The sequence below is a fragment of the Streptomyces kurssanovii genome, assembly GCF_040677245.1.
In the GTDB taxonomy this organism is placed as follows: Bacteria; Actinomycetota; Actinomycetes; order Streptomycetales; family Streptomycetaceae; genus Streptomyces; species Streptomyces kurssanovii.
The window spans coordinates 24,690-45,748 of the sequence record NZ_JBFAQK010000060.1; the positions used below are offsets into that span (position 1 = coordinate 24,690).

At 72.1% G+C, this 21,059-nt stretch carries 14 protein-coding genes; 9 read left to right on the top strand and 5 right to left on the bottom strand.

What is annotated here, in order from left to right; translation table 11 throughout:
* Positions 1-3: 3 nt before the first annotated feature.
* The 3 genes from AB0K36_RS29010 to eccB form a co-directional block, all read right to left on the bottom strand.
* Complete coding sequence (locus tag AB0K36_RS29010) at positions 4-474, bottom strand: DUF2563 family protein (RefSeq protein WP_364599967.1); 471 nt, start codon at positions 472-474, stop codon at positions 4-6.
* 192 nt (positions 475-666) lie between these two features.
* Positions 667-1,911 carry a type VII secretion-associated serine protease mycosin gene (gene mycP, locus AB0K36_RS29015; RefSeq protein WP_364599969.1) on the bottom strand — a complete coding sequence of 415 codons (1,245 nt, stop codon included), beginning with the start codon at positions 1,909-1,911 and terminating at the stop codon, positions 667-669.
* A gap of 13 nt (positions 1,912-1,924) precedes the next feature.
* Positions 1,925-3,451, bottom strand: coding sequence for a type VII secretion protein EccB (gene eccB, locus AB0K36_RS29020; RefSeq protein ID WP_364599971.1), 1,527 nt, complete (start codon positions 3,449-3,451; stop codon positions 1,925-1,927).
* A gap of 181 nt (positions 3,452-3,632) precedes the next feature.
* On the opposite strand from eccB, the gene eccE reads away from it, so the two are divergent.
* The 9 genes from eccE to AB0K36_RS29065 all read left to right on the top strand — a co-directional run bounded on the left by eccE (position 3,633) and on the right by AB0K36_RS29065 (position 15,833).
* Positions 3,633-4,970, top strand: a complete 1,338-nt coding sequence (eccE, locus tag AB0K36_RS29025) for a type VII secretion protein EccE (RefSeq protein ID WP_364599973.1) — start codon at positions 3,633-3,635, stop codon at positions 4,968-4,970.
* Positions 4,970-5,686, top strand: a complete 717-nt coding sequence (locus AB0K36_RS29030) for a hypothetical protein (protein WP_364599975.1) — start codon at positions 4,970-4,972, stop codon at positions 5,684-5,686. The genes eccE and AB0K36_RS29030 overlap by 1 nt, the downstream gene beginning before the upstream one ends.
* Before the next feature lie 188 nt (positions 5,687-5,874).
* Positions 5,875-6,108, top strand: a complete 234-nt coding sequence (locus tag AB0K36_RS29035; RefSeq protein ID WP_189473307.1) for a DUF397 domain-containing protein — start codon at positions 5,875-5,877, stop codon at positions 6,106-6,108.
* Positions 6,109-6,544: 436 nt separating this feature from the next.
* Complete coding sequence (locus AB0K36_RS29040) at positions 6,545-9,772, top strand: SCO5717 family growth-regulating ATPase (RefSeq protein ID WP_364599977.1); 3,228 nt, start codon at positions 6,545-6,547, stop codon at positions 9,770-9,772.
* A 199-nt stretch (positions 9,773-9,971) separates the two neighbouring features.
* Positions 9,972-11,855, top strand: coding sequence for an ABC transporter substrate-binding protein (locus tag AB0K36_RS29045; RefSeq protein WP_364599979.1), 1,884 nt, complete (start codon positions 9,972-9,974; stop codon positions 11,853-11,855).
* Between the two features lie 3 nt (positions 11,856-11,858).
* On the top strand, positions 11,859-12,908 hold the full coding sequence (locus AB0K36_RS29050; protein ID WP_364599981.1) for an ABC transporter permease: 1,050 nt from the start codon (positions 11,859-11,861) through the stop codon (positions 12,906-12,908).
* Positions 12,905-13,867, top strand: a complete 963-nt coding sequence (locus AB0K36_RS29055) for an ABC transporter permease (RefSeq protein ID WP_364599983.1) — start codon at positions 12,905-12,907, stop codon at positions 13,865-13,867. The genes AB0K36_RS29050 and AB0K36_RS29055 overlap by 4 nt, the downstream gene beginning before the upstream one ends.
* A complete protein-coding gene (locus AB0K36_RS29060) occupies positions 13,864-14,835 on the top strand; it encodes an ABC transporter ATP-binding protein (RefSeq protein WP_364599985.1) in 972 nt (323 codons plus the stop codon). The genes AB0K36_RS29055 and AB0K36_RS29060 overlap by 4 nt, the downstream gene beginning before the upstream one ends.
* A gap of 14 nt (positions 14,836-14,849) precedes the next feature.
* Positions 14,850-15,833: an ABC transporter ATP-binding protein gene (locus AB0K36_RS29065; RefSeq protein WP_364599987.1), complete on the top strand. Its 984-nt coding sequence runs from the start codon at positions 14,850-14,852 to the stop codon at positions 15,831-15,833.
* A gap of 70 nt (positions 15,834-15,903) precedes the next feature.
* Here the strand turns inward: AB0K36_RS29065 and AB0K36_RS29070 are convergent, their stop codons facing one another.
* Both AB0K36_RS29070 and AB0K36_RS29075 read right to left on the bottom strand, forming a co-directional pair.
* Complete coding sequence (locus AB0K36_RS29070; RefSeq protein ID WP_189473312.1) at positions 15,904-16,860, bottom strand: bifunctional riboflavin kinase/FAD synthetase; 957 nt, start codon at positions 16,858-16,860, stop codon at positions 15,904-15,906.
* Between the two features lie 41 nt (positions 16,861-16,901).
* Positions 16,902-20,837, bottom strand: a complete 3,936-nt coding sequence (locus AB0K36_RS29075; RefSeq protein WP_364599989.1) for a serine protease — start codon at positions 20,835-20,837, stop codon at positions 16,902-16,904.
* Positions 20,838-21,059 lie beyond the last annotated feature (222 nt).

A 21,059-nucleotide genomic window follows, 5' to 3' on the forward strand; every position in this document is an offset into this window, starting at 1 on the left:
ACGTCACCCCATGTCCGTGGGCAGGGACTTGTCGTCGTCGCGGGGCTGCTGCTGCCCGTTCGGCTGGTCCTTCTCGCGCTGCTCCTGCTGCTTCTCCCGCTCCTTGTCCAGGCGCGCCTGGATGGCGTAGAAACGATGGCGGAGATCTTCCTCAAGGTTGCCGTATCCGACGTCGGCACCGTGGACGGCGATGCTGAGGGCCTCGATCTGGTCACCCAGCTGCTTGGACAGTCTGACGATCGACTGATGAACGCGCTGATACTCGGAGAAGAAGTCGTCCGCCTCGGGGAACTGGAGTGCGCCCGAGCCGAAAGAAGCACGGGTGACGGTCGCCTGAGCGACCTTCGTGCTGCTGCCGGGGCTGCCTTCCAGCTCGCTGAGGAGCGCTATCACCTTTTTGTGGAAGTCCTTCAGAGCGCCGAGCCCGCGCTCGAGGTCGCCTGCTCCGCCGCCCCCACCAACTGCCTCGAGCACGATGCCCGTTCCTCCCCGTTTGCTCCAGCCTGGTCATACATTGCGATCGTGGTGACTCGCCGTCCTGGCGATTGCGTTGCAACCACTCTAGTCACTGGCCATGACAGGCCCAAGTGGCTTACCCCGTACAACGTTTCCTGGATGAGACGTCGCGCTTCCCTGTGCGGTTGCAACCGGAAGGCGTCGTTCTCGTCACGTTGCGCCTCCCGCGACCGATCGCCTCGACCGGCGCCGTGAGTCCCGTAGGGCGACCGCGCCGCCGGCGATGGCCGCGACCAGGACGCCGCCGCCCACGATCACGTACGTCGCGAGGCGGGCGTTGCGTTCATCCGGGGTCTCGCCCATGTGGAGTTCGGCGGGGGTGGGGGCCTCGGCGTTGGTCATGCCTCCGCCGGCGACGGGCTTCTCGATCGGCTTGTCGTCCTCCGTCAGCGCGCGGACCGGATCGACGACGCCCCATCCCACCAGCCGGTCCGGGCCCGCCGTGGAGCGTTCCGCCGTCTGCTGGAGCTGGGCGACGATCTGCTCCTGCTCCCAGTCCGTGTGTTTGCTCTTGACGAGGGCCGCGACTGCCGCGACGTAGGGCGCGGAGAAGCTGGTGCCGTTGTCGGCGCAGTGACCGCCGCCCGGCACGGTTGTGATGATGTCCACACCCGGGGCGGCGATGCCGACGAAGTCGCCCGACTGGGAGAAGGCGGCTCGTTCGTTGTTGCGGTCGGACGAGGCGACGGCGAGCACGCCGTCGTACGACGCCGGATAGGTCTTCTTGACGTTGCCACCGAGACCGTCGTTGCCCGCCGAGGCCACGATCACCACCTCTTCGGCGAGGGCCCGGTCGACGGCCTGCTTGAGCAGGGGGGTCGGCTCGACGGCGTTCGCGGTGTCCTGGGAGATGTTGATGACACCCGCCTTCTGGTCCACCGCGTAGTCGATGGCCTCGGCGAGCGTCTTCGCCGTCCCGTGCCCGTCGGCGTCGTTCTGCTGGATCGGGATGATCGTGGCGTCGGGGGCCAGGCCCACGAAGCCGGTTCCCTTCCCGGGCCGGGCGGCGATGATGCCGGCGACCTTGGTGCCGTGGCCGACGACGTCGGTGGTGCCGTTCTCCTTGCCGCGCTCGATCTCGTTGCCGTTCGCGTCCTTCAGCTTCTTGGGCAACAGGTTCTTGCCGCTCCCGGCGTCGACGGCGGGACGGAGCTGCGGGTGCCTCGTGTCGACGCCCGTGTCGATGACGGCGACCCGGACGCCCTTGCCCGTGGACTGCTTCCACAGTTCGTCGAGAAGGACCCGCTGCAGGGCCCAGGGCCGGCCTTCGTACTTCTTGTTCGGGTAGGTGCACTGGCCCGGTGAGTCGGCGACGGCCGGGGTCGTCGGCAGACCGATGAGGGCGACCGCCGTGGCGGCCGCGGACGCGAGCAGGCGCCTTTTGATGGATGTCACGTCGGCCCCGTCCTCACGAGCCCTGCGGCTGGCGGGCGGCGCCGGTCGACAATCGGGGGCCGGTCGGCAGGAAGGACGACCAGGCGGCGGGCACGGGCAGCGGCTGCACGTCCTTGTAGCCGAGTCGGCTCTGGGCCTGCTGCGCCTCCTGGAGGCGCTTCTGCTTCTCCTCCTCGGAACCGGAGGAACCGATGCCGGAGTCGTCGGCCACGGTGTCGCCGTTGGACTGCATGGCGTAGCGCAGCCCTGTGTCGGTGACGAGGAAGAGGAAGCCGGAGCTGGTCGTGGACCCCGTGAACTGCCGGAAGAGCTGGCCCGATCCGGGGGTGACGTAGGCACTGCTCGCGCCCGTCGGGAGAGTCGCCGGGAACGAGGTCCCGGCCCAGGTGCTGAGGGTCGTGGTGCCGTTGTCCTCGTCCACCTTGCGCAGGACGTTGCACACGGTGTTACGGCTGCCGTCCGCAGTGCTCGCCGAGTTCACGGCTTCCGGGGCGGGTTGCGGCCACTTCTTGTCCTGCCCGAAGGCCTGACCGGGCTGGAAGGCGCCGGCGCTCACCGACTTCACCTTGCCGGCCTGTCCGAGGCCGATGAGGTCCTTGCTGTTGAGCAGGAGCTTGGCGATCAGGTCGGAGACGGGGGCGACCCGGCCGGGCAGCACCACGTACTGCTGGTCCCTGGTGCCGTCGGTGGCGGTGAGGACCATACCCACCCTGTTCGCGTCGGGGGCCAGGTCCCCCGGGACACCGGCGGCCTCGCCGGGTACTCCGGGGATCTTCGGGAAGGCGATCTCATCGCCCTTGTGCAGGGTGTCCAGCCACGCCGTGGACACCCGCTGGGGCACCCTGCCCTGGCCGACCAGCTGACGCAGGAGCAGTTCGTCGTCCGCTACCGGGTAGGCCGTGCCGGCGGCATCGATCACATACCGGACCTTGTCCGGGCCTTCTGCGTAGATGAGCTCGCCGCCGGTGAGGCGGTTGGTCCCCTCGGTCCTGTTCTGCTCGCGCTCGGCGAAGACGAACGCCGCCTTCTGGATGGCCCGGCCGCCCTCGCCCGGCCTCTCGCACACCGCCCATCGTTTGGCGGCCCCTGCCTGCTTCGCGTCCGGGAGCCGGTCGGGCGCGTAAGGAATGCCCAGGGTGGCTCCGTGCGGGATCTTGCCGCTGTCGAGGACCGACTCGTCGACGTTGATGACCTTGCCCTTGTCAGGGTTGAGCAGAAGCCGGGCGGAGGACATGTTCAGCACCGGGTGGAGCTGTGTCTTGCCGTCCGTCTTCAACACCACGTAGCGGGTGGTCGATTTGCTGGCGATGATGACGTTCTCGCCGGGAGCGTTCCAGTTCTTGGGCGCGACGGGCTTGAACATTCCCCACGCCCCGAAAATGGCCAGAATCACCACACCGACGATGGCGCCCGGAAAGACCGCGCGGAGAGGACGCGGAGCTCCCTCCTCGGATCCTGTCGCATTCGGCTGGAGGAACTGCGCAACGAGCCTTCGCTTCGCGAAGGTGTAGGCGTTGAGTTCGTCCCGTCGTGATGCCATCTGTCCGCTGTCCCTCTCCCCGCTGGGCGACCAGGTTCCCACATCATCGAGAGGGCCCTGCCGTCGTAACCGCCCCCTACTATGCCTGCTGGCGCTTGCGCCCCACTGCTCAGGTAGGGTGATCGCCCGGTCAACGTCCATTGGATTCTGGTAATTACGGACACGAGGGGGCAACGCGGCGATGAGTACCGCGACTCGCACGCGAAGTGGGCGGACTCCCGCTCGAGCCTCCGGCAATTCCCGACGGCAACGCCGCAATGGCGCGCCTTCCACCGCTGCGCCGCAGGCCGTCCCGGCGACGACCACCCTCCGTCCCCTTTCCCGCACCAGCCGTGTGGGACCTGTCGAACTGCGGCAGTTGGTGCTCGTCGAGGCGGGGCTGGCGATGGCGGCCGTGGGTTTCGCGCTCGGTGGTCTCTGGCTGATCCCGACCTGCTCCGTGGCGTCCGTGCTGGTACTGCTGGCAGTGATCCGCCGCCGCGGTCATGCCCTGCCGGACTGGCTCGCCACGGTTGTGGCCCTGCGTTCCCGCAAGCGGGCCTCTGCCCCTTCCGCGGCGGATGTGGACGTCTCGCTCGCCCCCGTCGTGGAAGGGGTGCCGGGGATCCGGCCGTTCCCCTACGTCGACCGCGAGCGCCGCACCGTCGGCATGCTCGGTGACGGCACGTTCCTGACCGCGGTGGTGCGGGTGGAGGCGAGCGGGGCGGCGCTGCGCCCGGCCGCCGGAGCCCGCGCGCTGCCCCTGTCCCTGCTCGGTGACGCTCTCGAAGTGGACGACATCGCCCTGGAGTCGGCGCAGTTGGTCCAGCAGGTGCGTTCGGCCCCCGCGCCGCATCTGCCGCAGCAGTCGGTGGCCCGGCTCTCCTACGCCCCGCTTCAGGAGCGGACCGGCGCACCCGCACTGCGGATGACGTGGGTGGCGGTCAAACTCGATCCGGAACTCTGCCGGGAGGCGATCGAGGCACGTGGCGGCGGCGTCGCAGGCGCCCAGCGATGCCTGGTTCGCATGGCGGACCACGTGGCGAGCCGTATCACCGGTGCCGGCTTCCAGGCAGTGGTACTTGACCAGGAGGAGCTGAACTCCACCATGGCTACTGCCGCATGCGCGAGCCCCCGGCTGGCGACCCGTCCCGGCGGTCCGGACGCGGCACCGCAGCGGCGTACAGCGGAGACGGCACGTGTCTGGCGGTGCGACGACCGGTGGCACACCACCTACGCGGTGGGCCGCTGGCCGGTCCTGGGCCGTGGCGCGACGCCGCTGCCGAAGCTGGTGTCGCTGCTCACCGCGGCTCCGGCCTACGCGACGACCTTCAGTCTCACGGTGCGCCGTGGCGCACGGCAGGGGACCATCGACGTGGGCGGGCACGTACGTGTCACCGGGGGCTCCGACACCGAACTGGTCGGCGTCCGGCGGGCACTGGAGCAGGCGGCACGTTCCGCGAAGGTCGGCCTGGTACGCCTCGACCGGGAACAGCTGCCCGGTGTGCTGGCCACGATGCCGCTGGGAGGTGCCCGCTGATGGCCCGGTCCACAACGAAGCGAGGCCTGCGGGGCGTTCTCGGCCCGCGTCACGCCGGACACACGATGGTCGCTGATCACCTCGGGGCCCTCTCTCTGCCGGTCGGCGACGACGGCGTCGTGATCGGTGACGACGCGGAGGGCCGCCCGCAGATCGTGGGCTTCCACCGTTCGACTCCGTACGAGGTGCTTCTGATCGGCGGTCTGTGGACTGCGCAGGTGCTGGCACTGCGCGCGGCGGGCACGGGCGCCCGGGTGGCCGTGGAAACGGGCCGCCCCCAGGAGTGGACCACTCTGGCGCAGGCGGCGGGTGCCGGCCTGCAGTGCATCACGCTCCACGACGTGGGCCGCGTCCCGCCGATGGGTGCGACGGTGGGAAGCCCCGTGGTCGTGGTGCGGGACTGTGGCATGCGGCCCCCGCGCGGTCGCGTCGTCTCGTCACCGTGGCAGTCCGTACTGACGCTGCTGCCCTACCTGAGCCCGGTGGCCCCCCGGCTCCTGCGGGACTCGACCATGGTGGGCATCCAGCGGGTCTCACCGCAGGAAGCCGCACAGATCGGACGGATCCTGGGTCTGACCAAGGGCGAGAGCGACGCCCTGCCGACTCTCGCGGACGGTGTGACCCTGTGGTGCTCCGGTCGTGAACGCCAGTGGGTGCTGACAAGCGGTACGGACGCGGAGACCGGCCTCCTCGGGGTTGCCCGCCGGATGGACTGACAGCCGGGCGCCGGACGGGCCGCTTTCTCCGGTGTCACCCTCCCAGGTGGACAGTCCGATGGACGCCCACCTCGGTGGCCGAGCTGACCTAGGATGCCGTAGGCGAAGGCGTGAGGCACTCCGCTGTCCGCCGCCCCTTCGGCGTAGGGGCGCGTTCATCTCGGCTGATACCGAAAGGAAGTTGAACCATGGGGAGCCAGCAGGAGAAGGACGAGCTGTACGCCCTCGACATCTCCGGAGCCGAGTGGCACGGCGCCCCCGGCACGAGCCCGGACGAGGAGCGCGTGGAGATCGCCCATCTTCCCGGCGGTGCCGTCGCGATGCGATCGTCCCTGGACCACGACACGGTCCTGCGTTACACGGAAGCCGAGTGGCGCGCTTTCGTCATGGGCGCCCGCGACGGCGAGTTCGATCTGCGCTGACGATCGGGCCGCGTAACGTCCCGCGTCGGCGAGGCCGGAGGTCAGGAGCTCAGGCTCCCGCCCCGGCCTCCCTGATGCCCGGCCGAGAACGCAGCGGTACGGGCCACCGATGCCGAGACCGGATTGTTGGGCAGCGCCCGGTGAATGGACCGTGCGGGCGGTTCCGTTCGGGGTTGTCCCGGTTTGATCTGCCGGATTTCTCACGCTCTGATGCAGCAGGGTCACCTGTGGCCAGGGCGTGACGCACTGGACAGTGGCCGACGGCCTGACGGGCCTGCCGGAGTGGCGTTGTTGGCGATTAGGGTGGGTCGGGGCGCGGCACAAGAACCTACGGGTGTGCCGACAGCGTCCCAGGGGGAGAGCCGGGCCGATCCGAAGAAGGCGGTGGCCCCCACCCACGACGGCACAAGGGTGCTCGACCACACCAGGAGGCAAAGTGAACGGCGATCGGGACGACATCCACGGGGGCTGGAACATTCCCGTCGACGAGTCCGACGCGGAGCCCGCCGAGCTGACGGGTGAGTTCACCATCGACTACACCCCGCCTGCCTGGTACACACAGAACGCGTCGGGTGACACTGCGGGCGGCACCGGGGCACAGACGCCTCCGCCGCCCCCGCCGCAGGGCGCGCCGGTCGCGGTGCCGGGACTGCCCACGGGCAGCGGGTTCGAACCGAACTGGTCGCAGACGCCGCCCGCCCCCACGCCCGCCCAGCAGCAGGAATCCACCCCGCAGGAGCCGGCGCCCGTCGCGCCTCCGGCTGTTCCCGCGCCCACTCCTGTGCCCGTGCCTGACGCCGCTCCCGCGCCCGCTCCTGAGGCCGAGCAGGCGCCCGCCCCGGCCGAGGAGCCCGCGCAGGATCCCGCGACGCCGCAGGCACCGGAGTTGTCGTGGCAGTCCTTCGGTGACGGGGACGTGGAGAGCGGCGCCACCATGCGCTTCTCCCCCGCCGCCCTCAAGCGCGAGATGGCCGAGCTGGCCGCCGCGGAGGCCGGCAGGACGGACGCCGAGGCCGCCGACGGCCCGCAGCCGGACGCGGAGACGGAACCGGCTGCGGAATCCGAGGCCCCGGCGGAGACGGAGACCGGGCCGGGAGCAGAGGCCGAGGGCGCCGTGCCCGGGCCGGTGGTCGCCGACGCATCCGTTGCGGACGCCTCGGACGACCCCCGACGTGCCGACGGAGCGGACAGCGACGCCTCCGACGAGCCCGTGGCCGACGACGCGTCGTCCGCCGACGCCCCGAGCGGTCATGCGAGCAGCACGGGCGACGAAGGCGACGACACGGACGGTGGCGAGGCCGCCGCCGTCACGGACTCCGGTCCGCACGCCGACGACGAGCCCTCCGACGCCACTCCCGCGCCCGCCGCCCCCCAGGACGCCGCGCCCGCCCCTGCCGAGCCGCAGGACGCTCCTGCCGGAGCCGCGCCGTGGGCCCCCGCTCCCGCGGCGCCGCCGCAGAGCGGTGGACTGCCGCCCCTGCCGCCCGAGTTCCAGCCGGCGGCGCCGACGGCCGCGCCGCAGTGGACCGTGCCCGCACCGGCCGCGGACCCGGCCGCCCAGGTGCCCGCCCAGGCCCCCGGCTACGGCTTCCCGCAACCGGCACAGCAGCCGCCGCAGCAGGGGCAGCCCGGCGGGCCCGCGGTCCCCGCGCCGCAAGGCGGTTACGGCTTCCCGCAGCAGACCGGGCCCGCCGCACCGGGGCAGCCCGCGCCGGCCCCCGCGTACGGCTTCCCGCAGCAGGGCGCCCCGGGACAGCCCCCCACCGCGCCCCAGGGCGGCGGCTACGGCTTCCCGCAGCAGGCCGGGCCCGCGGCACCGGGTCAGCCGGCGCCCGCGCCGCAGGGCGGGTACGGCTTCCCGCAACAGGGCGGGCCGGGACACCCCGGCGCTCCTGTGCCCAATGCCGCCGCGCCACAGGGCGGTTACGGCTTCCCCCAGCCGGGTCAGCAGCCCGGTCAGCCGGCGCAGCAGCCGGGCCACCCGGGGCAGCAGCAGCCCGGACAGCAGCCGGTGCAGCCGGGTGCCCCCGTACCGCCGCAGAACCAGGGTCAGCAGCCGCAGGGCCACCAGCCCCCTCAGGGCCAGGCGCCTCACGCCGCGCCTCCGCAGGCGGCGCCCCAGCCCGGCGGGGCCTACGCCGTTCCCCAGCCGTCCGGTCCGGCCGTCGACCCGCGTACGGGTGGCGCCTGGCCCACGCCGGTCACGCACGACCAGCGTGAGCGTTCCGTACCGGGAGCTCCGCTCGGATACACGGCGGCCGTCGAGCTCTCCTCCGACCGGCTGCTGCGCAACAACAAGCAGAAGCCCAAGTCGAGCCGTAACCCCTCCAGTGCCACGCGCTTCAAGCTCGGCGGCAAGAAGGAGGAGGCCGAGCGGCAGCGCAAGCTGGAGCTGATCCGCACGCCGGTGCTGTCCTGCTACCGGATCGCGGTGATCTCGCTCAAGGGCGGTGTCGGCAAGACCACGACCACCACCGCGCTCGGCTCGACCCTCGCCACGGAGCGGCAGGACAAGATCCTCGCGATCGACGCCAACCCGGACGCCGGTACGCTCGGCCGCCGGGTGCGCCGGGAGACCGGGGCGACGATCCGGGACCTGGTCCAGGCGATCCCGTACCTCAACTCGTACATGGACATCCGCCGGTTCACCTCTCAGGCGCCCTCCGGTCTGGAGATCATCGCCAACGACGTGGACCCGGCCGTCTCGACGACGTTCAACGACGAGGACTACCGGCGCGCGATCGACGTGCTGGGCAAGCAGTACCCGATCATCCTCACCGACTCGGGCACCGGCCTGCTCTACAGCGCGATGCGCGGCGTGCTGGACCTGGCCGACCAGCTGATCATCATCTCGACGCCGTCCGTCGACGGTGCGAGCAGCGCGTCGACGACGCTCGACTGGCTGTCCGCCCACGGGTACGCCGAGTTGGTGCAGCGTTCCATCACGGTCATCTCCGGGGTCCGCGAGACCGGCAAGATGATCAAGGTGGACGACATCGTGCAGCACTTCCAGACCCGCTGCCGCGGCGTGGTCGTGGTGCCGTTCGACGAGCACCTGGCGGCGGGCGCCGAGGTCGATCTCGACATGATGCGGCCCAAGACCCGCGAGGCGTACTTCAATCTGTCGGCGCTGATCGCCGAGGACTTCGTGCGGGCCCAGCAGCAGCAGGGGCTCTGGACGGCGGACGGCAACCCGCCGCCCCAGGCCGCCCCGCCGATGCCGGGCCACGGCCAGGGACAGTGGCAGGGACACCCCCAGGGCCAGCCTCACGGCCAGCCCCAGCAGCCTCACCCGCAGCACCCACAGGGCCACCAGCCCGCCCCCGGCGGACCGGTGCCCGGCCAGCCGTACCCGCCGCAGCACCAGCAGCCTCAGCACCCGCAGCAGCAGCCCCAGCCGCCCTACGGCGCGCCGCAGCAGGGACAGCACCCGCCGCAGAGCTGGCAGCAGCCGCATCCCGCCCAGCCGCAGCCGCACCAGCAGCCGCCGCACCCGCAGCAAACTCATCCGCAGCAGGCCACGGCGCCGGCGAACCCCGCCGGTCCGACGCCTCCCGCAGGCGCCGTGACCGATCCGCAAGGACACGTTCCACCCGGCCGGTTCCCGCCCGCCGGATGGCCGCAGCAGCAGCCTCCGCAGGCGCCGCCAGCCCCTCAGCAGTAACGCGACAGAGGTCTTGACCAATGAGGGCCCGCACCGACTCCCCGGTGCGGGCCCTCGTCGCATTCCCGCAGCCCACACGGGGTTTGAGCGGCCGTTGACGCGGCATGACCACCCTGATAAACCTTCGCTTCACCAACCGGCGAACCAGAGATCACCAACCCGCCCTCTCCGTGCGAGTAATGACGCGAGGTCACTGTCCATGGTCACAACGGCTTCATCCAAGAGAACCCGGCAACGCCCCCGCTTCCGATTGGTCCTGGCCACTGGCGCCGCGGCCACGGCACTGGTGACGGCGGGGGCCGTGGCCCCCCAGGCACAGGCCCGGCCGCAGGACCGTCCGGTCGCGCAGTCGCAGGCGCGGGCCGCGGCCGCCGACGACGGCAAGCAGGTCCTCACCGTGGCGGTGTCGCAGAGCATCGACTCGCTGAGCCCGTTCCTGGCGCAGCGCCTGGTCAGCACCTCCATCCACCGCCTGGCCTACGACTACCTGACGAACTACGACGTCAAGGACGGCCACACCGTCCCGGGACTCGCCACCGCGTGGGAGTCGTCCCCCGACAAGCTGACGTGGACGTACACCATCCGCGACGACTCCAAGTGGTCGGACGGCAAGCAGGCCACCGCGGAGGACGCGGCCTGGACGTTCAACAAGATGATGACGGACGAGAACGCCGCCACCGCCAACGGCAGCTTCACCTCCAACTTCAAGAAGGTCACGGCTCCGGACCCGAAGACGCTCGTCATAGAGCTGAAGAAGCCTCAGGCGACGATGACGGCGCTCGATGTGCCGATCGTCCCGAAGCATGTGTGGGAGAAGGTCGACGACTTCTCCAAGTTCAACAACGACAAGCAGTTCCCGATCGTCGGCAACGGCCCGTTCGTCATCACGGACTTCAAGGTCGACCAGTATCTGAAGCTGAAGCCGAACAAGGACTTCTGGCGCGGCGCGCCCAAGTTCGACGAGCTGGTCTTCAAGTACTACAAGGACGGTGACGCGGCCGTCGCGGCCCTGCAGAAGGGTGAGGTGTCGTTCGTCCAGGGCCTGACCCCGGCCCAGGCCGCTGCGCTGAAGAGCGCCGATAACATCAAGGTCAACGACGCTCCCGGCCGTCGCTTCTTCGCGCTCGCCACGAACCCGGGCGCGCAGTCCAAGGATGGCAAGAAGTTCGGCAACGGTCACAAGGCGCTGCTCGACCCGGCCGTGCGCAAGGCGCTGTTCCACGCCACCGACCGCGCCACCATCGTCGACAAGGTCTTCCAGGGCCACGCCGTGGAGGGCGAGGGCTACATCCCGCCCCGCTTCGAGTCGTACTTCTGGAAGCCGGAGGCGAGCCAGAAGATCGCTTACGACCCGGCCAAGGCGGCCCAGCTCCTGGACCAGGCCGGATACAAGAAGAACGCCGACGGCAAGCGCCTGGACAAGGACGGCAAGCCGCTCGGCTTCCGGATCCTCTGCCACGCCACGGACCCGAACGACAAGGCCATCGGCAAGTACCTCCAGGAGTGGTGGGGCGAGCTCGGCATCGGGCTGAAGGTGGAGTGCCTCGACAACGTCTCCGACCCGTGGCTCGCGGGGGACTACGACCTGGCCTTCGACGGCTGGTCCGTCAACCCCGACCCGGACTTCGTCCTGTCGATCCACACCTGCGCGGCACTGCCCGCCACGCCCAAGGACACCGGCGCGACGGACAACTTCATCTGCGACAAGCAGTTCGACGACCTCTACGCCAAGCAGGCCGTCGAGTACGACGCGGCCAAGCGCGCCGACCTGGTCAAGCAGATGCAGTCGCGGCTGTACGACACGGGCTACATGAACATCCTCGCGTACCCGAACGCCGTCGAGGCGTACCGTACGGACCACATCAAGTCCATCACGACGATGCCGGAGGCGGCCGGCAACATCTACGGCCAGGACGGCTACTGGAGCTGGTGGTCGGCGGAGCCGGCCGCGGCCGAGAGTGCTTCGGACAGCGGCTCCTCCGCGGGTGTGGCGATCGGCATCGGCGCGGTCGTCGTCCTCGCCGCCGCTCTCGGGCTGTTCGTCGCGATGCGTCGCCGTTCCACCGCGGAAGACCGTGAATAGTCGATGAGCACCACAAGCACCACCGGCACGACCGCTGTGGCGCGGGCCTCCGAGGCCCGCGCCGCGCGCGGCAACGTACGCGCCTATCTGCTCTATGTGTCGGGCAAGATCGGCGGAGCGGCGGTCTCGCTGCTCGCCGTGCTCGTCACCAGCTTCTTCCTGTTCCGGATCATCCCCGGCGACCCGGTGAAGGCCATGACCCATGGCATGCCGACGTCGGCGGAGCAGATGGCCACGCTGAGACGGCAGTTCGGTCTCGACAAGCCGATGTGGCAGCAGTTCACGGACTACTGCGCCGGCGCGCTGAGCGGCGACCTCGGGATGTCGTACCAGTTCCGTGCGCCCGTGGGAGAGCTGATTCTCCAGAAGGTGCCGGCGACGCTGCTGCTCACGGGTGTGGCGGTCGTCATCTACTCGGCGATCGGGCTGTGGCTGGGCACGCGATCCGCCTGGCGGCACGGCAGCCTCGGCGACAGGCTCAACACGGGCGTGGCGCTCACCCTGTGGTCGGTGCCGGGATTCTGGCTCGGGCTGCTGCTGATCATCACCTTCTCGGTGGGGATCGGCCCGATCCCGGGGATGTTCCCGACCGGAGGCATGGAGTCGGGCACCGAGAGCGGCTTCGCGTACGTGGTCGACGTGGCCCATCACATGGTGCTGCCGGTCCTCACACTGGTCGCCGTCGGATACGCGCAGACACTGCTGGTGATGCGGTCGTCGCTGCTCGACGAGATGGGCAGCGACTACCTGACGACGGCACGGGCCAAGGGCCTGCGTGACGATGTCGTACGGCGCAGGCACGCCGTCCCGAACGCGCTGCTGCCGACCGTCACCATGGTGTTCATCAACCTGGGCCATGTGGCCGCCGGTTCGATCCTGGTCGAGACGGTGTTCTCCTGGCCCGGGCTCGGCGGGCTGTTCTACCAGGCGCTCAGCGTGCCCGACCTGCCGCTCGTCCAGGGACTGTTCGTCGTCTTCGCCGGCGCGATGATCGTGATGAACCTCCTCGCCGACCTTCTGTATCCGCTGCTCGATCCCCGGGTGGGCCGATGACGACGACACCGACGCCGCCGACCAAGACCGCTCCCGCCGCCCCGGCCGACCCGGCCGGCAAGAACGCCCCGACCGCGAGGTCCCTGACGTGGGCGCGCCGCCGGCACTCCGTGGCCCGCTTCTGGAGTGCGTACCGCGGCCACCGGGCGGGGCTCTTCGGCCTCGCCGCGCTGGCGCTCATCGCGCTGACCGCGCTGGCCGCGCCGCTGCTCGTCGGCGGTGACGTCCAGAGCGTCACCAACGCGCCGGGCACGGCGATGGAGAAGCCGAGCGGTGAATTCCCGCTCGGCACCGACCAGTTCGGCCGCTCGCTGCTGGGACTGCTGGTATGGGGCGCGCGGATCTCGCTGACCGTGGGTCTGCTGGCCGCCGCGCTGTCGGTCGCCATCGGCACACTGGTCGGCATCATCGCCGGACACTACGGCGGCTGGTTCTCCACCGTGCTGATGCGGATCACGGACTGGTTCCTCGTCATGCCGGCACTGGTGCTGGCGATCGTGCTCGCGACCGTGATGTCCCGCAACGTGTGGACGGTCATCATCGCCATCGGCATCACCAGCTGGCCCACCACGGCGCGGCTCGTCCGGGCGCAGACCATCGCCGTGGAGTCCCGCCCCTACATCGAACGTGCCAAGGCGCTCGGCGGCGGCCACGGGCACATCATGAACCGGCATGTCCTGCCCAACGTGATGCCGCTGGTCCTCGCCCAGACGACATTGGGCATCTCCAGCGCCATCCTCACCGAGGCGACGCTCGCGTTCCTCGGCCTCGGTGACCCGACCGTCGTCTCCTGGGGCGGAATGCTCCAGGACGCGCGTGAGGCCGGCGCCGTCTCCTCGGGGCACTGGTGGTATCTCGCCCCGCCCGGAATCGCCATCGCACTCGTGGCGCTCGCCTTCACCCTGTGCGGGCGCGCGATCGAGTCCGTACTCAACCCGAAGCTGGGAGTGGCGCGTTGAGTGTGCTCGAGGTCAGGAACCTCCATGTGACCTACGGCTCGGGGAAGCGCGCGGTGCCCGCCGTACGCGGTGTCGACCTGTCCCTCGCCGCCGGGCAGAAGCTCGGTGTCGCGGGCGAGTCGGGCTGCGGCAAGTCGACGCTGGCACTCGCCCTGCTGCGGCTCCTGCCGGTCTCCGCCCGGCTGACCGGCGAGATCATGCTCGACGGCGAGGACGTCCTCACGATGAAGTGGGGCCGGCTGCGGGCGGTGCGGTGGGCGGGCGCGTCGATCGTCTTCCAGGGCGCGATGCACTCCCTGAACGCCGTGCACCGTGTCGGCGACCAGATCGCCGAGCCGATCATGCTGCACCGGAGGTCGACACCGGCCGAGGCGAAACGCCGTGTCGGTGAACTGCTCCAGCACGTCGGGCTGCCGGCCGCCCGGGCTGACGCGTACCCGCACGAGCTGTCCGGCGGGCAGCGCCAGCGTGTGATGATCGCGATGGCTCTGGCGTGCGATCCGCAGCTGATCGTCGCCGACGAGCCGACGACCGCGCTCGACGTGATGATCCAGGCGCAGATCCTGCGGCTGATCGAGCAGCTGGTCGCCGAGAAGGACATCAGTCTGCTGATGATCAGCCACGACCTGGGCGTCCTCGCCGACACCTGCGACCGTCTCGCCGTGATGTACGCGGGCCGGGTCGTGGAGGAGGGTCCCGCCCGCGCCGTGTACGGCACGGCGGAGCATCCGTACGGGCGGGCCCTGTCCGCCGCCTTCCCGCGCATCGGCGACCCCGCCTCCCGCCGGGCCCCACGCGGGCTGCCGGGCGACCCGCCCGACCCGTCGTCGCTTCCCGGCGGCTGTACGTTCCACCCGCGCTGCCCCGTCGCGCTCGACTCGTGTGCCGAGCAGGACCAGGAACTGGTCACGGCGGGTGAGGGACACCGGGCGGCGTGCCTGCTGGTGGGGACGGAGAAGCAGCAGTGACACAGGAGCACGTCATGACCACCACCTCTTCCCTGCTCTCCGCCACCGGACTCCACGTCGCCTTCCCCGGCCGTCGCGGCGGGCCCTCCGCCCGGGCCGTCGACGGCGTCGACCTCGACATCGGCGCGGGCGAGATCGTCGCCCTGGTCGGCGAGTCCGGCTGCGGCAAGACCACGCTCGCGCGTTCGCTCCTCGGCCTGGTGCCGCCCACCTCCGGGCGCGTCACCTTCGGCGGGGAGCCGCTCGGATACGCCTCGCGCGCCCTGAAGGCGTACCGCAAGCGGGTGCAACTGGTGCTCCAGGACCCGAGCGGATCGCTCAACCCCCGGCACACCGTGTACGACGCCGTGGCGGAGGGCCTGCGGATCCACGGCTACGCGGGCGACGAGCGCGCGGCGGTCGCCCAGGCGCTGTCCCGGGCCGGACTGCGCCCGCCGGAGCGCTTCTTCCTCCGCTATCCGCACGAACTGTCGGGCGGCCAGCGGCAGCGCGTCGTCATCGCGGGTGCCCTGGTGCTGGAGCCAGAACTCATCGTGGCCGACGAACCGGTGGCCTCCCTCGACGCCTCCGTACGCGGCGAGATCCTGGCGCTCCTGCTGCGGCTGCGGGACGAACTGGGGCTCTCCGCGCTGGTCGTGACCCACGACCTGGGCCTCGCCTGGAACATCGCGGACCGGGTGGCGGTGATGTACCTCGGGCGGATCGTCGAGTCCGGTCCCGTGGAGGACGTGCTGACGTCACCTCGGCATCCCTACACACAGGCTCTGTTGTCGGTGCTGCCGGAGTCGGAGTCCGCGCCGGTGGTGCTCACCGGCGAACCGCCGGACCCGTCCCGTGTCCCGGAGGGCTGCCGCTTCCACGCCCGCTGCCAGATCCTGGCGTCGGGCGAAGCGGCCCGTGCCGGCGTGGCCGACCTGTGCCGCTCGCGGGAGCTGCCGGTCCTGCCGAACGCGCCGGGACCTCAGGTGGCGTGTCACTGGGCGACGAAGGCGGACTGAGGCTCCTTGGTGGGGCGGCCGGGGGCGCCTCGCCCCGGTCGGCCCCGAGGCCGCCCGGCCTTGCGGCGGGTCAGTGACCGGCGTCGTACGACGCTGTGAGCTCGCGGCACTTCTTCACGTCGTCCGCCATCGCCACGAGCAGCGAGTCGATGGTGTCGAACTTCTCCTGGCCGCGCACGTACGCCAGGAAGTCCACCGTCACGTGCAGCCCGTACAGCTCGAGTCCCACCCGGTCGATCGCGTACGCCTCCACGGTCCGCTCCGTGCCGTCGAACTGGGGGTTCGTGCCCACGGAGATCGCCGCCGGCATCCGCTCGCCGGCGGCCGTCAGCCAGCCCGCGTACACGCCGTCGGCCGGGATCGCGGTGTGCGGCAGGGTTTCGACATTGGCCGTCGGGAAGCCCAGCTCGCGCCCGCGCTGGGCGCCGCGCACGACGATGCCCTCGACGCGGTGCGGGCGGCCGAGGATCTCGGAGGCCCCCTCGACGTCGCCCTCGGCGATCAGCCGGCGGGTGAGCGTCGACGAGAACGGCTCACCGCCGCCCGCCTCGCCCCGCACGTACAGGTCGACGACCTCGACCTCGTAGTCGTACGTCCGGCCCATCTCCGCGAGGAAGGAGACATTGCCGGCCGCCCGGTGACCGAAGCGGAAGTTGGGGCCCTCGATGACCGCCCGTGCGTGCAGCTTGTCGACCAGCACCTTCACGATGAAGTCGGCCGGTGAGAGCTTGGAGAACTCGGCGGTGAAAGGCAGGACGAGCACCGCGTCCACGCCGAGCTCGGCCATCAGGTCCGCACGGCGGTGGTGCGGCGCGAGCAGCGGCGGGTGACTGCCCGGGCGGACGACCTCGCTGGGGTGCGGGTCGAAGGTCACCACGACGGACGGCACGCCCAGCTCGCGCGCCCGCTGGACCGCACGTCCGATGATCAGCTGGTGCCCACGGTGCACGCCGTCGTAGGAGCCGATGGTGACGACGCTGCGTCCCCAGTCCTGGGGGATGTCCTCCAAGCCACGCCAGCGCTGCACTGTGACCGCTCCTCGCCCGAACCTGTGTACGTGATTGCCGATTACGCAGGTCTAAGACTGCCATGCCCGGCGGCCCGGGTCGGCATCGGCACCGGGCTCCCCCGTATCCCGAGGGCCCGGCATGCCTCCACCGCGGCCCATTGCTTCGGATCCGCGACCGGCCAGCGTGCCATGAGCACGGCGAAGCCGGGCACTTCACGGGCCAGCTCGGTGAGCCTCCGGTCGAAGCACGCCGCGCCTTTGGGGGTGCGGACGAGCAGCAGGCCCGTCCGGTGGACCAGCGACCGGGTCCGTTGTTCCTCGCGGGTCCCGCAGCCGTGCGCGGCGGCGCACAGCAGGTCGTCGAGGACGGTGAGGTCACGGGCCTCGTACTGCTCGTACCGCAACAGGACCTCCAGCAGCTCGGCGCGCAGGGGGCGGGATGCGGGAGCCCCGCCCGCCGCGAGCACGGGAGCGAGGGCGCCGCGCACCCGGGCGGGGCGGCCGCGCACGAGGTGGGTGACGAGCGGGAACAGCACGTCCCGGCCGTCCGGTCCGTGCTCGAGGCGGTGGTGGAGGTACGCGGCGGCGTGCACCGCGCCGTCCGGGCGGTGGTCGACGTACTCGCAGACCAGGGCGGCCGCCCGGCGGGCCACGGCGGAGGTGGCGGCATCGGCGAGCGCGGCGAGTGTCTCTCCCGCTCGGGCGGAGGTGCCCGGCCTCAGCAGCCGGCTCCTGAACGCGGCGAGCACCGGGCCGGGATGGGTGGTCAGCGCGTCGGCGAGGGCGTCGACGGGCAGACAGGGGTCGCCGGCGGCGAACAGCTCGAGTGCCCGCGGCAGGTGCCTCTCCCGGCTCAGTGGGTCGCGGACCAGCAGCGTGAGCGCGGGTCCGTGCGCGCCCCGGGTGCCGGCGAGCAGGGCGCGGGCGGCCCGTCGCAGCAGTTCCCGGTCGGTGTCGCTCATGGCCGCGGCCGCGATGAGCGGCCCGAAGTGGGCGGCGGCGGCCCGTCGCCCGGGGCGCGGGTCACGGGCCCAGCGGTCCACGGCCCGGCACATCGCGGACGGTTCGTCCTCCGCGAGCGCACGGAGAAGTTCGGCGGCGCGGGGATGGGAGGTGTCCGCCAGGGCTTCGGCCAGGTCGTCGGCCGCGAGGTCCCGGCGGGCGTAGAGCAGCGCCTGCGCGGCCGCGCCGACCGTGGGGCGCACCGTGGCGCCGGGTCCCGCGGTGAGGGGCGTGTCGTCGTCGAACCACCGGCACAGCAGCGGCTGGACGGCAGCGGGGGCGGCGGCCAGCCGCGCGTCGGCGAGCTCCAGGAAGTGGGGTGTGGTGCCGCTCGGCGGGGAAGGGTCGCCGGGTACGAGCCGCCGCAGGAGGTCGAACCTCGCCGGGTCCGCGAGCCTCAGACCCGCCCAGAACGCGGGCCCGAAGTCGTCGCCCGGCCGTTCCGCGAGCCGTTGCAGGACGGCGAGACACGGCTCGGCGTCCGGCACCCGGCCGAGCACCTCGTGCAGCAGCCTGACGGCCCACCAGCGAGCGTCCGGGTCCCGCCGGCCGTGGGCGTCGTCCTGGGCCACCTCGGCCAGTCCGGCGAGCCGGTGGGCCAGTCGGTGTGCTCCGCGCTCGCGGCCGAGACGCAGCAGGGCCTCGGAGACGGGACCGATGCGATGGCGGGGCACGGGCGGCGGGCCGTCCTCCCCCGGCCCGTGCTGCTCACGGCGGTGGACAAGCGAGTGGAGCGCGGCGTCGACGTCGAGATGCGCGCCCTGGATCCAGTCGGCGAGCTCCTCATGGGCGAAGCGGTAGCCGCTGCCCGCCGGGACGAAGAGGGTCTCGGTGAGAGCGGCGGACGCCCAGCCGCCCGCCCAGGGGAACAGCTCCTCGAACGAGGCACGGTCGAGTTGGCCGTGACCGGTCCCGAGGCAGCGCCGGGCGGCCTCGTGCACCCGCCCGGCGACGCGGGTGGCGAGCCGGCGGACGGCAGTGCCCCGGGGCGGGGACCCGGCCGCGGCGGTGATGCGTACCGCGATCCGCAGGCAGAGGAGGTCGAGGTAGGCGCCGAAGACGTCGTCCCGCCCCGGTGTGCCCGGCACGGCGCCGGGCAGGGCCCGGTGCACCTCCGAGAGGAGCCGGAGCACGAGCGGATGCCGCTCGTCCTCGGCTGCCACGCTGCCGGGTCCCAGCCCGTAGCTCTGCCGGGCCGCCCGGGCCTGCTCGGGGTTCAGGTCGCCGAGACGCACGGCGGGCGGCGGCTGCGGGTCCCGGACACGGGGGTGGGGACAGCCCGGTCCTGCGGCGGGGGACGGCGGCGGCGCGTGCGGGGAACGGGGCGCCGGAACCCTGCGTTCCGGCTCGTCCCCGATCAGCGGCGCTGCATGAGCCGCCCACGCCGTGTGGGCTGCGTCAGCTGCCACCGTCGCGTGTGCAGCGTGCACCGGCGTCGCGTGCGCTGCCTGAACTGCCGGCGCCGCGTGCGCTGCGTCAGCCGCCTGCGTCGCGTGCTGTCCCTGTGCTGCCCGGGCGGCAGGGCCCTGGACCACGTGGGCTCCCTGGGCCGCCTGCTCCGCATGAGCTGCGTCAGCCGCCTGCGCCGCCTGCTGTCCGTGTTCGGCCCGGACGGCAGGCCCCCGGACCACGTGGGCTCCCTGGGCCCCCTGCTCCGCATGAGCCGCCTGCGCTTCCCGCACCCCATGCGCTCCATGCACTCCACGCGCCGCCGCAGCCCCGTGCATCCGCGCCTGCCCCCGCACCGGCCCCGCCGGGATGCCTTCGGTCTGCGTGCGGGCGGCCCCTGCCGGCCATCGCGTCGGCCCGCCGACCGGGCGGTGCAGCAGGTGCGGCGGGTAGAGCGCCCCGGCCTGCTCCCAGTGCTCCGGACGGCATGCCACGACCAGCCGGGTGCCCGAGGCGGCCAGCCACGCCGCGGTGGACGCCGTCCAGCCCGGCAGCGCCGTTGCCATCGCGGGTGGCATCTCCTCCGGGCCGTCGAGGACGACGAGCAGCGGCCGGCCCGCCTCTGCGGCCAGGCGCGCCACCCGGTCCGGGCTCGCCCCGCGCTCGCGGCCGTCCGCGTGCTCCGGTACGGCGACGATGCGGGCGGCCCCGCGCAGCGTGCGGGCCGCGGCGTCGGCGAGGGAGGCGTCGCTTGCCCGGACGTCGGCGCCGCGCAACCACAGCGTGGGCGCGGGCCGCGGCCCTTGGGCGCGGCGAGCGGCGAGCGCGCGCAGCTCTGTCGTACGGCCCGTGCCGGGTGCGCCGACCAGTCCGAGGACCACGGCCGCGCCGTGGTGCGCGGTGAACGCCGCGAACTCCTCCGCGACCTCGGGCCGCGGGACGGGCTCGGGCCATGCGTCCGGACAGGCGGCCTGGGCGAGCGAGGTCGCGGTCAGCTCCAGTACCGCGGCCAGATTCAGGTCCGGTCCGTACGCGGGCGCGAGGGCGCCGTTCCTGCGCAGGAGCGCGGCGTGCGGCTCGGAGCGAGCGGTGCCCAGGGGGTGCACGAGCACGGCCGCCGTGGCGGTGCCCGGTGGCGGTGGGGCGGCGAGCACGCCGAGGACCGCCCCGGTCGCCGCGTCGAGCACCGGCCCGCCGGTGGCTCCGCCCACGAGGCGCAGGGCGTCGCTGCCGTCCGTGCCGATGGCGAGCTCCAGGACGCCGTGCGCGGCGGCGAGGACGCGCGCCTCACGCCAGCCACCCGCCGCGAGGCGCACGTACGTGCCCGGTTCCACGCGTTCGCGTGCCCCGATCGGCAGGGGCACGACGCGAAGACCGCTCGTGTGCACGAGGGCGAGGCCGCTGCCGGGCAGCGGGGTGACGGAGTCGGCCTCGACCGCGGGACCACCGCCGTCCAACGGCAGCACGACGGGCCGGGCCAGGCCATGGACGACGTCATGGCCGGTCACGACCGTGCCGAGGTCGTCGGCGAGAAAGCCGGTGCCGTGCGGCCGACCGGCCGGATCGCAGATCCGTACCAAAGTTGCCAGGTCAGCGCGTCCCATACGGATGACGTTAGGCAGACGATGATCAAGAAGAGAAGCGCGGATCTCGAACGCGCCCCCCAGTGCACCCCGGTTCACTCCGAGCGCCTGCTCGAAGGGGTGAACCGAAGGGCCTGGGTGGATAGAAACTGTGCGGGGGACGCGGGGGAATCGAGGGGGGATCGTGGGGCGGGGGGGGGGGGCGGCGGGCCGCCGCGCCGCGAGGAAAACAAAAAAAAGGAG

What these genes read in the sequence shown, in the direction of transcription:
- AB0K36_RS29050 (WP_364599981.1), top strand. Translation starts at nt 11,859, where the DNA reads ATGAGCACCACAAGCACCACCGGCACGACCGCTGTGGCGCGGGCCTCC.
- AB0K36_RS29030 (WP_364599975.1), top strand. Translation starts at nt 4,970, where the DNA reads ATGGCCCGGTCCACAACGAAGCGAGGCCTGCGGGGCGTTCTCGGCCCG.
- AB0K36_RS29035 (WP_189473307.1), top strand. Translation starts at nt 5,875, where the DNA reads ATGGGGAGCCAGCAGGAGAAGGACGAGCTGTACGCCCTCGACATCTCC.
- eccE (WP_364599973.1), top strand. Translation starts at nt 3,633, where the DNA reads ATGAGTACCGCGACTCGCACGCGAAGTGGGCGGACTCCCGCTCGAGCC.
- AB0K36_RS29075 (WP_364599989.1), bottom strand. Translation starts at nt 20,837, where the DNA reads ATGGGACGCGCTGACCTGGCAACTTTGGTACGGATCTGCGATCCGGCC.
- eccB (WP_364599971.1), bottom strand. Translation starts at nt 3,451, where the DNA reads ATGGCATCACGACGGGACGAACTCAACGCCTACACCTTCGCGAAGCGA.
- AB0K36_RS29045 (WP_364599979.1), top strand. Translation starts at nt 9,972, where the DNA reads ATGGTCACAACGGCTTCATCCAAGAGAACCCGGCAACGCCCCCGCTTC.
- AB0K36_RS29065 (WP_364599987.1), top strand. Translation starts at nt 14,850, where the DNA reads ATGACCACCACCTCTTCCCTGCTCTCCGCCACCGGACTCCACGTCGCC.
- AB0K36_RS29055 (WP_364599983.1), top strand. Translation starts at nt 12,905, where the DNA reads ATGACGACGACACCGACGCCGCCGACCAAGACCGCTCCCGCCGCCCCG.